The 13,457-nt window shown below is 61.4% G+C and carries 16 protein-coding genes; 8 read left to right on the forward strand and 8 right to left on the reverse strand.

The window, feature by feature from the left end; genetic code table 11:
* Positions 1-239 precede the first annotated feature (239 nt).
* The 6 genes from rluB to BLU25_RS06635 form a co-directional block, all read right to left on the reverse strand.
* Positions 240-1,436, reverse strand: a complete 1,197-nt coding sequence (gene rluB / locus BLU25_RS06610; protein WP_016781602.1) for a 23S rRNA pseudouridine(2605) synthase RluB — start codon at positions 1,434-1,436, stop codon at positions 240-242.
* Positions 1,437-1,580: 144 nt separating this feature from the next.
* Positions 1,581-1,772: a DUF1289 domain-containing protein gene (locus tag BLU25_RS06615; RefSeq protein WP_016781603.1), complete on the reverse strand. Its 192-nt coding sequence runs from the start codon at positions 1,770-1,772 to the stop codon at positions 1,581-1,583.
* Positions 1,773-1,978: 206 nt separating this feature from the next.
* The gene (scpB, locus tag BLU25_RS06620; protein WP_016781604.1) at positions 1,979-2,926 is read right to left on the reverse strand and encodes an SMC-Scp complex subunit ScpB; all 948 of its coding nucleotides are present in this window, start codon (positions 2,924-2,926) and stop codon (positions 1,979-1,981) included.
* A gap of 12 nt (positions 2,927-2,938) precedes the next feature.
* The gene (locus tag BLU25_RS06625) at positions 2,939-3,637 is read right to left on the reverse strand and encodes a segregation and condensation protein A (RefSeq protein ID WP_162939390.1); all 699 of its coding nucleotides are present in this window, start codon (positions 3,635-3,637) and stop codon (positions 2,939-2,941) included.
* 128 nt (positions 3,638-3,765) lie between these two features.
* Positions 3,766-4,398, reverse strand: a complete 633-nt coding sequence (locus BLU25_RS06630) for an L-threonylcarbamoyladenylate synthase (RefSeq protein ID WP_016781605.1) — start codon at positions 4,396-4,398, stop codon at positions 3,766-3,768.
* 13 nt (positions 4,399-4,411) lie between these two features.
* Entirely contained in the window at positions 4,412-5,275 is an 864-nt protein-coding gene (locus BLU25_RS06635) for a PHP domain-containing protein (RefSeq protein WP_016781606.1), read from the reverse strand.
* Positions 5,276-5,359: 84 nt separating this feature from the next.
* On the opposite strand from BLU25_RS06635, the gene BLU25_RS06640 reads away from it, so the two are divergent.
* The 5 genes from BLU25_RS06640 to BLU25_RS06660 all read left to right on the forward strand — a co-directional run bounded on the left by BLU25_RS06640 (position 5,360) and on the right by BLU25_RS06660 (position 9,102).
* Complete coding sequence (locus BLU25_RS06640) at positions 5,360-5,962, forward strand: septation protein A (protein ID WP_016781607.1); 603 nt, start codon at positions 5,360-5,362, stop codon at positions 5,960-5,962.
* Between the two features lies 1 nt (position 5,963).
* Positions 5,964-6,263 carry a YciI family protein gene (locus BLU25_RS06645; RefSeq protein WP_016781608.1) on the forward strand — a complete coding sequence of 100 codons (300 nt, stop codon included), beginning with the start codon at positions 5,964-5,966 and terminating at the stop codon, positions 6,261-6,263.
* Between the two features lie 60 nt (positions 6,264-6,323).
* Entirely contained in the window at positions 6,324-7,001 is a 678-nt protein-coding gene (locus BLU25_RS06650; protein WP_016781609.1) for a response regulator transcription factor, read from the forward strand.
* A 257-nt stretch (positions 7,002-7,258) separates the two neighbouring features.
* Positions 7,259-7,690 (forward strand): Spy/CpxP family protein refolding chaperone, encoded by a 432-nt coding sequence (locus BLU25_RS06655; protein WP_016781610.1) that lies wholly within the window; start codon positions 7,259-7,261, stop codon positions 7,688-7,690.
* Positions 7,691-7,767: 77 nt separating this feature from the next.
* Positions 7,768-9,102, forward strand: a complete 1,335-nt coding sequence (locus BLU25_RS06660) for a sensor histidine kinase (RefSeq protein WP_083369568.1) — start codon at positions 7,768-7,770, stop codon at positions 9,100-9,102.
* Between the two features lie 130 nt (positions 9,103-9,232).
* Here BLU25_RS06660 and BLU25_RS06665 read toward each other — a convergent pair whose 3' ends face one another.
* Positions 9,233-9,796: an NAD(P)H nitroreductase gene (locus tag BLU25_RS06665; protein ID WP_016781612.1), complete on the reverse strand. Its 564-nt coding sequence runs from the start codon at positions 9,794-9,796 to the stop codon at positions 9,233-9,235.
* Positions 9,797-9,915: 119 nt separating this feature from the next.
* Between BLU25_RS06665 and BLU25_RS06670 the strand changes: the two genes are divergently transcribed.
* The 3 genes from BLU25_RS06670 (at position 9,916) to BLU25_RS06680 (ending at position 13,125) form a co-directional block, all read left to right on the forward strand.
* Positions 9,916-11,370, forward strand: coding sequence for a TrkH family potassium uptake protein (locus BLU25_RS06670; RefSeq protein WP_016781613.1), 1,455 nt, complete (start codon positions 9,916-9,918; stop codon positions 11,368-11,370).
* 25 nt (positions 11,371-11,395) lie between these two features.
* Positions 11,396-12,154, forward strand: a complete 759-nt coding sequence (locus BLU25_RS06675; protein WP_016781614.1) for a helix-turn-helix transcriptional regulator — start codon at positions 11,396-11,398, stop codon at positions 12,152-12,154.
* Between the two features lie 77 nt (positions 12,155-12,231).
* Positions 12,232-13,125, forward strand: coding sequence for a DMT family transporter (locus tag BLU25_RS06680; protein ID WP_016781615.1), 894 nt, complete (start codon positions 12,232-12,234; stop codon positions 13,123-13,125).
* On the opposite strand, the gene BLU25_RS06685 is transcribed toward BLU25_RS06680, so the two are convergent.
* Positions 13,119-13,406, reverse strand: a complete 288-nt coding sequence (locus BLU25_RS06685; protein WP_016781616.1) for an Rdx family protein — start codon at positions 13,404-13,406, stop codon at positions 13,119-13,121. The two genes, BLU25_RS06680 and BLU25_RS06685, sit on opposite strands and share 7 nt — an antisense overlap.
* Between the last annotated feature and the right edge of the window lie 51 nt (positions 13,407-13,457).

Consider the following 13,457-nt stretch of genomic DNA (forward strand, 5'->3'; position numbering starts at 1 on the left):
AAACAAGCCGCAATTTATGCAGGAACTGTCCTGATTCTGTAAATCTCGGAAGATTTTCATTACAGATGGGTGTTTTCAGCGGTTTAAGGTCGGTAACTGGCTGAATTCGTATAGGTTTATTGACATGGTGTAACGATTATTTTCCAATTTAAAAATGAAACAATCCTGCCCTGACATTTCGCAGGCATAAAAAAACGCCAACCCCTGAGGGTTGGCGTTTTTTGTACTGCGCTTAACGCTTACTGCGGCTTGCGACGACCGAAGCCCGGGCGCTGACCCGAACCGGCAGGAGCGCCACGACGCTTGCCCGACGGCGCATCGTCAACCAGCTTTGGCCCGTTACGGGTTGGCTTGGTCGGACGCTTGTTGACTTCGCTCGGACGCTCGGCAACTGGCGCACCACGGCCTGCTGGCACACGGTCAGTACGACCTGCCGGCTTGCGGGCCGGACGAGCCGACTCATCGCGAGCCGGACGGCCTGGACGCTCGCCTTCGATATGCGGCTGGCGGGCCGGGCGCGGTGCAACAGGTGCACCTTCAGCCGGGCGCAGCACGCGGGCAACACGGTCACCACGGGCCACAGGGCGCGAGGATTTGCGCTGCATACGCTCAAGCTTGTCTTTGCTCTTGGCGTTCATCTCTGGCATGGCAACCGGCGTAAGGCCGACTTCCGCGCTGAGGATATCCACCTCGAACTGGCTCATTTCGCGCCAGCGACCCATCGGCAGGTCGGAGTTGAGGAACACCGGACCAAAACGCACGCGCTTCAGGCGGCTGACCACCAGGCCCTGGGATTCCCACAGGCGACGTACTTCACGGTTACGGCCTTCCATCACTACACAGTGGTACCAATGGTTGAAGCCTTCGCCGCCCGGCGCCTGCTTGATGTCGGTGAAACGCGCCGGGCCGTCTTCCAGCACAACGCCAGCCTTGAGGCGCGCGATCATGTCGTCATCCACTTCGCCACGTACACGTACCGCGTATTCACGGTCCATTTCGTAGGAAGGGTGCATCAGGCGGTTGGCCAGCTCACCGTCGGTGGTGAACATCAGCAAACCGGTGGTGTTGATGTCCAGACGACCGATATTGATCCAGCGGCCTTCTTTTGGACGCGGCAGTTTGTCGAACACGGTCGGACGGCCTTCAGGGTCGTCACGGGTGCAGATTTCGCCGTCGGGTTTGTTATACATGATCACGCGGCGAACCGATTCGGCTGCCTCTTCACGCTTGATCACCTTGCCATCGATGGTGATGGCGTCGTGCAGGTCTACGCGCAGACCCAGGGTTGCATCCTTACCATTGACCTTGATGCGGCCCTGGCTGATCCAGCTCTCTACGTCGCGACGCGAGCCTACGCCAATACGGGCGAGGACTTTTTGCAGTTTTTCGCCTGCCGGGCCAATTTCCTGGCCGTCTTTAGGGTCGAGATCTTTCATCTGGGCACCTCCCGGTGTGTCAATTCAGGCGAGCGCCTGAAGTGTTAAAAATGGGCCTTGGGGCTCTGCTGAGCCCCAGAGGGTCGCGAATCATACGCGGATATTGACCATTGCGCATCAAAGGCTGGTCACCAAATGCCCGGCTCACTTGTTTTTCCGCCGGCCGGTGGCCTCCAGCGCCAGCAAACGCAGGGCGGATTCGGCCAGCACCGTGCGTTTAGCGTCCTTGTCGAGTTTCTTCCAGGCCTTGATTTCACGTTTTGTACGCCCGCAGCCCAGGCAAATGTCGTCGGTGAATTTGCAGACACCGATGCAGGGGTCTTTGGTTGAACTCATGAATAAACCTCCCGAACAGAAGCGGCGCAAAATTCCGTAGCAGCTGCCGTAGGAACGAGGCTGCGTACAAGATGGCGTGCCACTGCGACGAAGCGATCGTAAAACCTGAACTCACGGTATACCTGACAGACTGCACCCACTGATATCACGACTGCTTCGCAGCTGAACGCAGCCTCGTTCCTACGGCAGCTGCTACAAAAGTCCGGTCAATCTTCCAACTCGCGGCGCTCCTGTTCGATGGCTTCGGCCAGCGCCTGGGCCTCAAGTTCTTCGTCGCTCATGGCGGATCGTTGCTCTAGTGCAGCCACCGCAGCTCGCAACCGCTCGCGGGCCAGTTCGGCCGCAGACGGTTGCTGGGGTTGTGGTTGCGCCTCTGGCTCTGCTTGGACCTCAGGCTCAGGCTCTTCACTTGCCGCTTGCTGCTCATCACTCGCAACTGCGTCGCGAAGCAGATCATCAAAGTCGGTTTTAAGACCCTCTTCCATCGAGTCCAGTTCCGTGAGCAAGGTACGGAAGCTGGTTTCATCTTTTGGCTCTTCGGGCTCGGCACTCTCGTCGGCCAGGGCCTGCAAATGCGCAGGCACCGGCGCATCGTCGAAGTCGAGGATCGGATCCGGCTCAAGCTCGCGCAATTCAGCCAGCGGCGGCAATTCGTCGAGGCTCTTGAGGTTGAAGTGATCGAGAAAACCCTTGGTGGTGGCAAACATCGCAGGCCTGCCCGGCACGTCACGGTAGCCCACCACGCGAATCCACTCGCGCTCAAGCAGGGTCTTGACGATATGGCTGTTGACCGCCACGCCACGCACGTCTTCGATCTCGCCACGGGTAATGGGCTGGCGATAGGCAATCAGTGCCATGGTTTCCAGCATGGCCCGCGAATAACGTTGCGGGCGTTCTTCCCACAAACGTCCGACCCAAGGCGAGTACTTTTCGCGGATCTGCAGGCGATATCCGGAGGCAACTTCTTTCAGTTCAAAGGCGCGACCGTCGCAGGATTTGCGCAGCAGTTCCAGGGCCTTCTTGAAGACCGGCGGCTCCGGGCGCTCGCCCTCTTCAAACAGCTCGAACAGGCGCTCAAGGCTCTGCGGCTTTCCCGAGGCCAACAGAAAGGCCTCCAGCAACGGGGCCAGTTCGCGGGGTTCAGTCAAATTCATGGTTTCAGCTCTTTATTCGGCTCTTGCCCGCACATGGATCGGCGCGAAGGGTTCATTTTGCACCAGCTCGATCAGCGACTCCTTGACCAGTTCAAGTATGGCCATAAAGGTCACGACCACCCCCAACTTGCCTTCCTCGGCGGTGAACAGCTCGATAAAGGGCACAAAGCCACCCCCCTTGAGGCGCTCAAGCACGTCGCTCATACGTTCGCGGGTCGACAGGGCCTCACGGCTCACCTGGTGACTTTCAAACATGTCGGTACGGCGCAGCACTTCGGCCATCGACATCAGCAGCTCTTCGAGCGCCACATCCGGCACCAGCTTGCGTGCCCGCGCCTCAGGGGCATCGAGTTTGGGCACATAGATCTCGCGCCCTACCCGGCTCAGCCCCTCGATGCCTTCAGCAGCAGCCTTGAAGCGCTCGTATTGCTGCAGGCGGCGGATCAGTTCGGCGCGGGGGTCGCCCTCGTCTTCCTCGATTTCGGCCGAACGCGGCAACAGCATGCGCGACTTGATCTCGGCCAGCATTGCCGCCATGACCAGGTACTCGGCCGCCAGCTCCAGGCGCACGGTTTTCATCAACTCGACGTAGCCCATGTACTGGCGGGTGATTTCCGCCACGGGGATGTCGAGAATGTCGATATTTTGCTTGCGGATCAGGTACAGCAGCAGGTCGAGCGGGCCTTCAAACGCATCAAGGAACACCTCCAGTGCATCCGGGGGGATGTACAGGTCTTGCGGCATCTCGATGACCGCCTGACCATAGACCATGGCCAGGGACAGTTCTTGCTGGGCACCGGCCCGGGCTTCTGGCGCCTCGGGGGTGTTTACGTCGGACATCAGGCCTCGACCATAAAGGGTTCAGGATCACCGCAACCCACACGCACGATCTCGGGGTCACCGCTGTCCACCAGGCTGATCACGGTGGAGGCCTTGTTGCCGCCAAAACCGCCATCGATGATCAGGTCGACCTGTTTTTCCAGGGCATCACGGATTTGGTACGGGTCTTCCATCGGCTCGCTTTCGCCCGGCAGGATCAGGGTTACGCTCATCAGCGGCTCGCCCAGTTCTTCAAGCAAGGCCAGGGCAATCGGATGGCTCGGCACGCGCAGGCCGATGGTGCGGCGCTTGGGGTGCAGCAGCAGGCGCGGCACTTCGCGGGTGGCGTTGAGGATAAAGGTGTACGGCCCCGGCGTGTGCGCCTTGAGCAAACGGAAGACCCCGGTATCAACCTTGGCAAACAGCCCCAGCTGCGACAGGTCGCAGCACATCAGGGTGAAGTTGTGCTTGTCGTCCAGGTTACGCAGGCGCTTGATCCGCTCAATCGCGCCCTTGTCGCCCATCTGGCAACCCACGGCGTAGGATGAGTCGGTGGGGTAAATCACAACCCCGCCCTTCTTGATGATTTCAACGGCCTGCTTGATCAGGCGCGGTTGTGGGTTTTCCGGATGAATCTGGAAAAATTGACTCACAGTATTTACCTGTTCAGACGTTGGCAGTGGGCTTGTCATATTTGAATCGACACCACAATGGCGGCAAGTCTTCCGGTAACGGCCGGTATTCGCCGATCTCGGACCACCCCCCTGGACCATGAAAATCACTGCCGGCACTGACCAGCAGACCGAACTCACGCGCAAGGATCGCCAGGCTGCCAACCTGATCGGCCGGCTGGTACCCGTTGACCACTTCAATCGCGTGACCCCCAGCTTGAATATAGTCGCCAATCAGCCTTCGGCGCTTGCTGCGGGTGAAATCGTAGTGCGAGGGGTGCGCCAGGCTGACCCAGGCCCCTGCTGCGCGCAGGGTGGCGACGGTGTCTTCAAGGGTCGGCCAGTGCAGCTTGACGTCGCCCAGCTTGCCGGCGCCCAGCCACTTGCGGAACGCTTCGGCGCGGTCCTTGACGTAACCGGCCTCGACCAGAAAGTCGGCAAAGTGCGGACGCGCCGGGGCATTGCCACTGTCGCCCAGGGTCTGCTGGATAGCTCGCGCACCTTCAAGCGCACCGGGCATGCCCTTGAGCGCCAGTTTGCGGCTGATCTCTTCGGCGCGCAGCCAGCGGCCATCGTGCAATTTGGCAATGGCCTCGACCAGCGCTGGCGCGTCCACATCAAACCCGTAGCCAAGCACATGTATCGTCGCCCCGCCCCAGGTGCAGGACAATTCCACGCCGTTGACCAGCGTCATGCCCAACGCCTGCGCCGCCGTGCGGGCTTCGTCGAGGCCTTCAAGTGTATCGTGATCGGTCAGGGCCAGGACTTGCACACCTTTCTCGAACGCACGCGCAACCAGTACTGCGGGCGCCAGGGCGCCATCGGATGCCGTGCTATGGCAATGCAAGTCGATTTCCACGGGGATTTAATAACCTCTAGCTGACGCTTTCGCTGTCATTGATGTTTGTTATTATGCCGCCACATCCTGCTTCTGGCTGCCACTGTGAAACAATTCATCGACTTCATCCCGCTGTTACTGTTTTTCATCGTTTACAAAATCGAGCCGCGCATCGTCGAAATCGGCGGGCACAGCCTGTCGGTCGGCGGTATCTACAGCGCTACGGCGATGCTGATCATCAGTTCACTGGTGGTGTATGGCGCCCTGTTCATCAAGCAACGCAAACTCGAAAAAAGCCAATGGCTGACCCTGGTTGCCTGCCTGGTATTCGGCAGCCTGACCCTGGCCTTCCACAGTGAAACCTTCCTTAAATGGAAAGCCCCGGTGGTGAACTGGCTGTTTGCCCTGGCCTTTGCCGGCAGCCACTTTATCGGCGACAAGGTCCTGATCAAGCGCATGATGGGCCACGCCCTGAGCCTGCCCGATGCCATCTGGACCCGCCTGAACGTGGCCTGGATCGGGTTTTTCCTGTTCTGCGGCGCGGCCAACCTGTTCGTTGCGTTCACCTACCAAAGCATCTGGGTCGACTTCAAGGTGTTCGGCAGCCTGGGCATGACCGTGCTGTTCCTGATCGCCCAGGGTATCTACCTGTCGCGCCATCTGCATGACACCGACCCCACCGATACCTCCCCCAAGACCAAGGACTGACATGCTCTACGCCATCATTGCAACAGACGTCGCCAATTCGCTCGAAGCCCGCCTGGCTGCCCGCCCTGCGCACCTTGAGCGCTTGCAACAACTGAAAGCCGAGGGCCGTATCGTGCTGGCCGGGCCGCACCCGGCCATCGACAGCAATGATCCGGGCGCTGCCGGTTTCAGCGGCAGCCTGGTCGTGGCCGAGTTCGAGTCGCTGAACGCTGCCCAGGCCTGGGCCGAGGCCGACCCCTACGTTGCCGCCGGTGTCTATGCCAACGTCAACGTCAAGCCGTTCAAGCAAGTCCTGCCGTAACCTGTATCTTTACCGGTGGCCGGCGCACACAGCGTCGGCACCGGTCAAATCGAGTAAGCCATGAGCGACCTGTTACTGATAGATGATGACCAGGAGCTGTGTGAGCTGCTGGTCAGTTGGCTGAGCCAGGAAGGCTTTCAGGTTCGCGCTTGCCACGATGGTTCCAGCGCCCGCAAGGCGCTGAGCGAGTCCAGCCCGGATGCCGTGGTGCTGGATGTCATGCTTCCCGATGGCAGCGGCCTTGAGCTGCTCAAGCAACTGCGTAACGACCACCCCGATCTGCCGGTGCTGATGCTGTCGGCGCGTGGCGAACCGCTGGACCGCATCCTGGGCCTGGAGCTGGGCGCCGACGACTATCTGGCCAAGCCCTGCGACCCCCGCGAGCTGACCGCCCGCCTGCGCGCCGTGCTGCGCCGCAGCCACCCGGCGGCCGTGTCCAGCCAGATGGAGCTGGGCGACCTGTGTTTCAGCCCGATGCGCGGCGTGGTCACCATCGACCAGCGCGACATCACCCTGACCGTGTCTGAAAGCCGCATCCTCGAAGCCCTGCTGCGCCAGCCCGGCGAGCCGCTGGACAAACAGGAGCTGGCGCAGATCGCCCTGGGCCGCAAGCTGACCCTGTACGACCGCAGCCTCGACATGCACATCAGCAACCTGCGCAAAAAGATCGGGCCGCACCCGGATGGCAGCCCGCGCATCGTGGCATTGCGCAGCCGCGGGTATTTCTACAGCGCCTGAAAAAAGCACCCTCACCCTAGCCCTCTCCCAAAGGGAAAGGGGACTAAAGGCAGAAGCAGATCTGCGTAACACCACCAATCAGCCCCCTCTCCCTCCGGGAGAGGGTTGGGGTGAGGGCCAAGCCAGCCACCTTATGTAAATCCCCGGCCAAACCGTCTTTACCAAAGCTTTACCCACGGTTGACAGCGGTTGACCTTGATCTCCCTAAACTGGGCGCATCCGGAATTACCGGAATCCAAATTCAAAGGAGACACACCATGCGTAAGACTCTTATTGCTTTGATGTTTGCTGCAGCACTGCCAACCGTCGCAATGGCCATGCCTGGTGGTGACGGCCAGATGGGCCCACGTCACGGCGGTGAACACCACGGTCGCGGCGACGCCCCTTACAGCCAGCTGGACCTCACCCGCGAGCAGCGCCAGCAGATCGGCAAGCTGATGGGCGAGCAAATGCATGATCGCAAGCAACTGGTCGAAAAATACCTGGAAAAACTGCCAGCCGCCGACCAGAAAGCGCTGAAAGACGAGATGAAGGCCAAGCACGACAAAACCCAGAGCGATATCCGCGCCTTGCTCAAACCTGATCAGCAAAAACGCTTCGACGAGATGCAAAAGAAACGCGCCGAGCGTCAAGCCGAGATGAAAGAGTTCAAGGAGTGGAAAGCACAGCAAGCGCCAAAAGCGCAATAATCTGCGCACCCACCAGGCCCAACGGTTAACGCCGTTGGGCTTTGCGCGTTTCAATCAATTAATGACGAGGAATTCCCGTGCGATCACTGTTTTGGCGCATTCTGGCCAGTTTCTGGCTGGCGATTGCCCTGGTCGCAGGGTTGTCGATCCTGCTGGGGCACATGCTCAATCAGGACGCCTGGATCCTCAGCCGCCACCCCGGCATCGCCAATCTGGCGCAACAGTGGACCGAGCGCTACGAAACCCAGGGCGCCGATGCGGCGCAAGACTTCCTTGAGCGGCGCAAGCGCCGTTATCACATCGATGTACAAGTACTCAATGAAAGTGGCGACCCGCTGGTACGCGGCACCTTCCCGCGCCGCGCCGCCGCCTGGGAAGCCCGCCAGCAACCCGGCCAGCAGGACCTGCCGTGGCGCCGCCTGACGGTCGAATACACCAGCGCGAAAACCGCCGAAACCTACCTGCTGATTTACCGCATCCCTAACCCCGAGCTGGAGGCCTGGCACCGCCAGAGCCTGATCTGGCCCCTGAGTGCACTGGGCATTGCGCTGGTGGTGCTGACCCTGTTCAGCCTGCTGGTCACGCTGTCCATCACCCGCCCGCTCAAACGGTTGCGGGTAGCGGTGCATGACCTGGGGCAAACCACCTATCAGCAGAACAGCCTGGCGCGATTGGCGTCGAGAAGGGATGAATTTGGCGTGCTGGCCACCGACTTCAACCGTATGGGCGCACGCCTGCAAAGCCTGATCGGGAGCCAGCGCCAGTTACTGCGCGATGTGTCCCACGAACTGCGCTCACCCCTGGCCCGCCTCAAGATTGCCCTGGCCCTGGCTGAGCGCGCCGGCCCTGAAGAACGTGAAAAACTGTGGCCGCGCCTGACCCGCGAGTGCGACCGGCTGGAATCGCTGATCAGCGAGATCCTGGCCCTGGCCCGGGTCGATGCCGATCAGGCCAGCGCCGAGCAGGTCGATCTCAATGCGTTGCTCAACACTGTGCAAAAAGACGCCTCGCTGGCGGCTCCCGAGCAGTCCGTGCTCCTGCAAGCCGAACCGGGGTTGAGCCTCAATGGCTGGCCAACGATGATCGAGCGCGCCGTGGACAACCTGTTGCGCAACGCGCAGCGCTTCAACCCGCCCGGTCAGCCGATTGAGCTGAGCGCGGTGCGCGAAGGCGAACATATCACCATCAAGGTTCGCGACCACGGCCCCGGGGTGGCCGAGGAGTACCTGGCGCAACTGGGCGAGCCGTTTTTCCGCGCACCGGGCCAGACCGCGGCCGGGCATGGGCTGGGGTTGGCCATTGCCCGCCGCGCGGCAGAGCGCCACGGCGGCCGGCTGCTGCTGGGCAATCACCCGGATGGCGGGTTTATCGCCACCCTGGAGTTGCCGCTGGAGCCCAATGGCAACCTGTAAATCTGATGCGGCGTTTGCGCTGCTGTTGTGGGAGCGGGTTTGCTCGCGATGCAGGCGACGCGGTTTGTCTGGATGACCGCGGTGATGCCCTCGCGAGCAAGCCCGCTCCCACAGGTTTCGAGATCCGGGATTACTTGACCGGCCACGCCTGCACAAACTCGGCGCTATCAGCCTTGGGCGCTGACCGCAGTTCGTTCTGTGGTGTTCCCAAATACAAAAACGCCACCACTTCTTCGCCCTCACCCAGCCCCAAACCCTTGGCCACATGCGGTGCATATGACAGCTCGCCCGTGCGCCATACCGCACCAATGCCCTGGGCATAAGCCGCCAGCTCAATGGCATGGGCCGCGCAGCCAGCCGTAATCAGTTGCTCGGACTTGGGCACCTTGAAGTGGTCCTGCAAACGGGCAATCACTACCACCACCAACGGGGCACGCAAAGGCATGGCACGGGCCTTGTCCAGGGCTGCCTGGGTCACTTCGCCACCCTGGGCCTGCACGGCCTCGGCGAGAATTTCGCCCAGCTGGTTGCGCGCGTCGCCTTCAACCGTCAAAAACCGGTAAGGGCGCAACTGGCCGTGGTCCGGCGCACGCAAGGCGGCGGCGAAAAGTACTTCACGTTGCTCAGCCGTAGGCGCCGGATCAAGCAGGCGCGGGGCAGAAACACGGTTGAGCAAAGCGTCGAGAGCCTCCATTGGCCACCTCCTGAAGAAAATGTGCAGCTATTCTAACGGTATCTCCCGAAGACCTGGCGGTTTACATAACCCGGACCACAGGTAGAATGGCGCCCCTCTTTCATCCCCGAGCTGACTTCATGGCGTTGCCGACCTTACGCATCATCGGTTTTATCATCGGCATCTTCCTGATTACGCTCGCGATCAGCATGGCCGTGCCCATGCTGACCCTGGTGATTTACGACCATCTGGGCGACCTGCCGTCCTTTTTGTGGGCCAGCCTGATCACCTTTGTCGCCGGCCTGGCGCTGGTCATCCCGGGTCGCCCCGAGCAGGTACACCTGCGCCCCCGGGACATGTACCTGCTCACCGTGTCCAGCTGGGTGGTGGTGTGCATCTTCGCCGCGCTGCCGTTTCTGCTGACCCAGCACATCAGCTACACCGACTCTTTTTTCGAAAGCATGTCCGGCATTACCGCCACCGGCTCCACCGTGCTCAGCGGTCTGGACACCATGTCCCCCGGCATCTTGATGTGGCGTTCGATGCTGCACTGGCTGGGCGGCATCGGCTTTATCGGTATGGCGGTGGCGATCTTGCCGTTGCTGCGCATCGGTGGCATGCGCCTGTTCCAGACCGAGTCTTCCGACCGTTCCGAAAAAGTCATGCCGCGCTCACACATGGTGGCCCGCCTGATTGTCGCCACTTACGTCGGCATCACCATTCTGGGCAGCCTGGCATTCTGGTGGGCGGGCATGAGCGTGTTTGATGCGATCAACCATGCCATGTCGGCCATTTCCACCGGCGGCTTCTCGACCTCCGACCAGTCGCTGGCCAAGTGGTCGCAACCGGCGGTGCACTGGGTGGCAATCGCCGTGATGATCATGGGCAGCCTGCCGTTTACCCTGTATGTGGCCACCCTGCGCGGTCATCGCAAAGCCCTGATCAAGGATCAGCAGGTGCAGGGCTTGCTCGGTTTGCTAGTGGTGACCTGGTTTGTACTCAGCATCTGGCTGTGGTGGACCACCAACATGCCGTGGTGGGACGCCTTTCGCCATGTGGCGCTGAACGTGACCTCGGTGGTGACGACCACGGGCTTTGCCCTGGGTGACTACAGCCTGTGGGGCAATTTCTCGCTGATGCTGTTTTTCTATCTGGGCTTTATCGGCGGTTGTTCGGGCTCGACCGCAGGCGGGATCAAGATCTTCCGCTTCCAGGTTGCCTATATCCTGCTCAAGGCCAACCTCAACCAACTGATTCACCCCCGGGCAGTGATCAAGCAAAAGTACAACGGCCACCGCCTCGACGAAGAAATCGTACGTTCGATTTTGACCTTTTCATTCTTCTTCGCCATCACCATTTGCGTGATCGCACTGGCCCTGTCGCTGCTGGGGCTGGACTGGATGACCGCCCTCACCGGCGCTGCCAGTACGGTGTCCGGCGTTGGGCCGGGCCTGGGCGAGACCATCGGGCCGTCCGGCAACTTCGCCAGCCTGCCGGATGCGGCCAAGTGGATTTTGTCATTGGGTATGTTGCTTGGGCGCCTGGAGATCATTACCGTGTTTGTACTGTGCATTCCGGCATTCTGGCGGCACTGATCCAGCCACACAAAAAGAGAGGGTCATGGACCAAATCCTGTCTCTGCGCCATTACCGCCACGACCTGATTGCCCATAGCCATGAACATGCGCAGGTGGTGATCAGCCTGTCGGGCCAGCTGGATTTCGAAGTCGAGGGCCGGCCCAGCCTGCTGCGCCAGCAACAGTTGATGGTGGTGCCCGCAGGCGCTCACCACACCTGCGGTAGCCCCCAGGGCAGCCATTGCCTGGTGCTGGATGTACCCGGTGACAACTGGCTGGGGCAGTCATTGGGCGCGCACGCCGATGCCAGCCGCCGCTTGCTCGACACCGCCGGCCATCTGCCCCTCGACCCGCAGCAGCACCAACTGGTCAACTGGCTGGCGACCAGCCCGGTGACCGATCCGCTGATTGCCCGCCAAGGGGCGATCCTGCTGCTGGCCAGTCTCAATAGACTCAACCCTGAGCAGGCCCAACCCCGCCGCCTGCCCTACGCCGCCCTCGATGCCTATATCGAGCAGAACGCCGCCTACCCGCTGCAGGTCGCGGATCTGGCGCAGATTGCCGGCTTGTCCTGCGCCCGCCTGCACAGCCGGTTTGTCAGCGAATGTGGGCAAACGCCGATGGACTACATCCGCCAACGGCGCCTTCGCAGTGCCCTGACGCTGTTGCGCCACAGCGCCCTGCCCATCGGTGAAATCGCCAGCCGCGTTGGCTACAGTTCGCAAAGCGCGTTTGCCGCTGCCATGCTGCGCGAGTTCGGTGCCTCGCCTTCGCGGCTGCGCCGCGAGCCTGGCGACAATTGACGCCAGCCCCGCGACAGACAGCCGTGCCTTGCACCCCATAGACTGCATGCCTTGTCTGTATTGACCCAAGGATTGCGATGACTCCGCGTACTGCCCTGGGCGCCCTGCATATTGGCGCCTTGATGTTTGGCCTCACTGGCGTGTTCGGCAAACTTGCCGCTGCGTCGGCCTCAATCATCGTATTTGGCCGCGCCGCTTTTGCGGTGCTGGCCCTGCTGTGCTTCGCCGGGCTGGCCAAACGCGGCGGCTGGCACCGGCTGACTCTGCGCGATGCCCGCAGCCTGCTGTTAAGCGGTTTGCTGCTGGCCGGGCACTGGGTGAGTTTTTTTGTCTCGGTAAAAATCGCCGGCGTCGCGATCGCCACCCTGGGCTTTGCCAGTTTCCCGGCGTTCACGGTGATTCTGGAAGGGCTGATTTTTCGCGAGCGCATTCGCCTCAACGAAATCGTCCTGGTGGTGCTGGTCAGCGTCGGGCTGATCCTGGTCACCCCGAATTTTGATCTGGCCAGCCAGGCCACCGAAGGGTTGCTGTGGGCAGTGGGCTCGGGGCTGCTGTTTTCGTTGCTGTCGCTGAACAACCGGGCCAACTCGGGGCGGATGCCCGCCGTGCAGGCGGCCATGTGGCAAAACGCCGTGGTTGCAGTGTGCCTGTTGCCGTTTGCCGGCCCGGGGCTGAGCGAAGTTCGCCCGCTGGACTGGCTCTGGATCAGCCTGCTCGGGGTGTTCTGCACCGGGGTGGCCCACAGCCTGTTTGTCGCCAGCCTGGCCGTGATCAAGGCGCGCACCGCGGCGGTGGTGTTTGCCCTGGAGCCGGTCTACGGCATCACCCTGGCGTGGCTGCTGTTCCACGAAACCCCTTCACTGCGCATGCTGCTGGGCGGGGTTCTGATTATCGTCGCCATTGTGGTGTCGAGCCGCATGGCCAGCGGCCCGGTACCCGGCAAAACCGCGCTGGACGCCGCCGCTCACTGAACCCGGTCGTTGTGCCCCAGGTCGCGCTGCGGGTCGATCTGGTCGCGCACCCGCTGCTTGAGCACCTTGGCTTCGGGAAAGCCGCCGTCAGCCTTGCGCTCCCAGATCTGTACGCCGTTGCAGGTGATGCGAAACACCCCGCCGGTGCCCGGCTCCAGCGCGACCCGGCCCAGGTCGTCGGCAAAGGTACTGAGCAGTTCTTGCGCCAGCCAGGCAGCGCGCAGCAGCCACTGGCACTGGGTGCAGTAGGTGATGACAATTTCGGGTTTATCGGGCGACATGATTTCAAAGGCTCATGAAAGGAAGGCGTCGCTATAATAGCCGCCTTTCTC

The sequence above is a fragment of the Pseudomonas fragi genome (assembly GCF_900105835.1).
Classification (GTDB): domain Bacteria; phylum Pseudomonadota; class Gammaproteobacteria; order Pseudomonadales; family Pseudomonadaceae; genus Aquipseudomonas; species Aquipseudomonas fragi.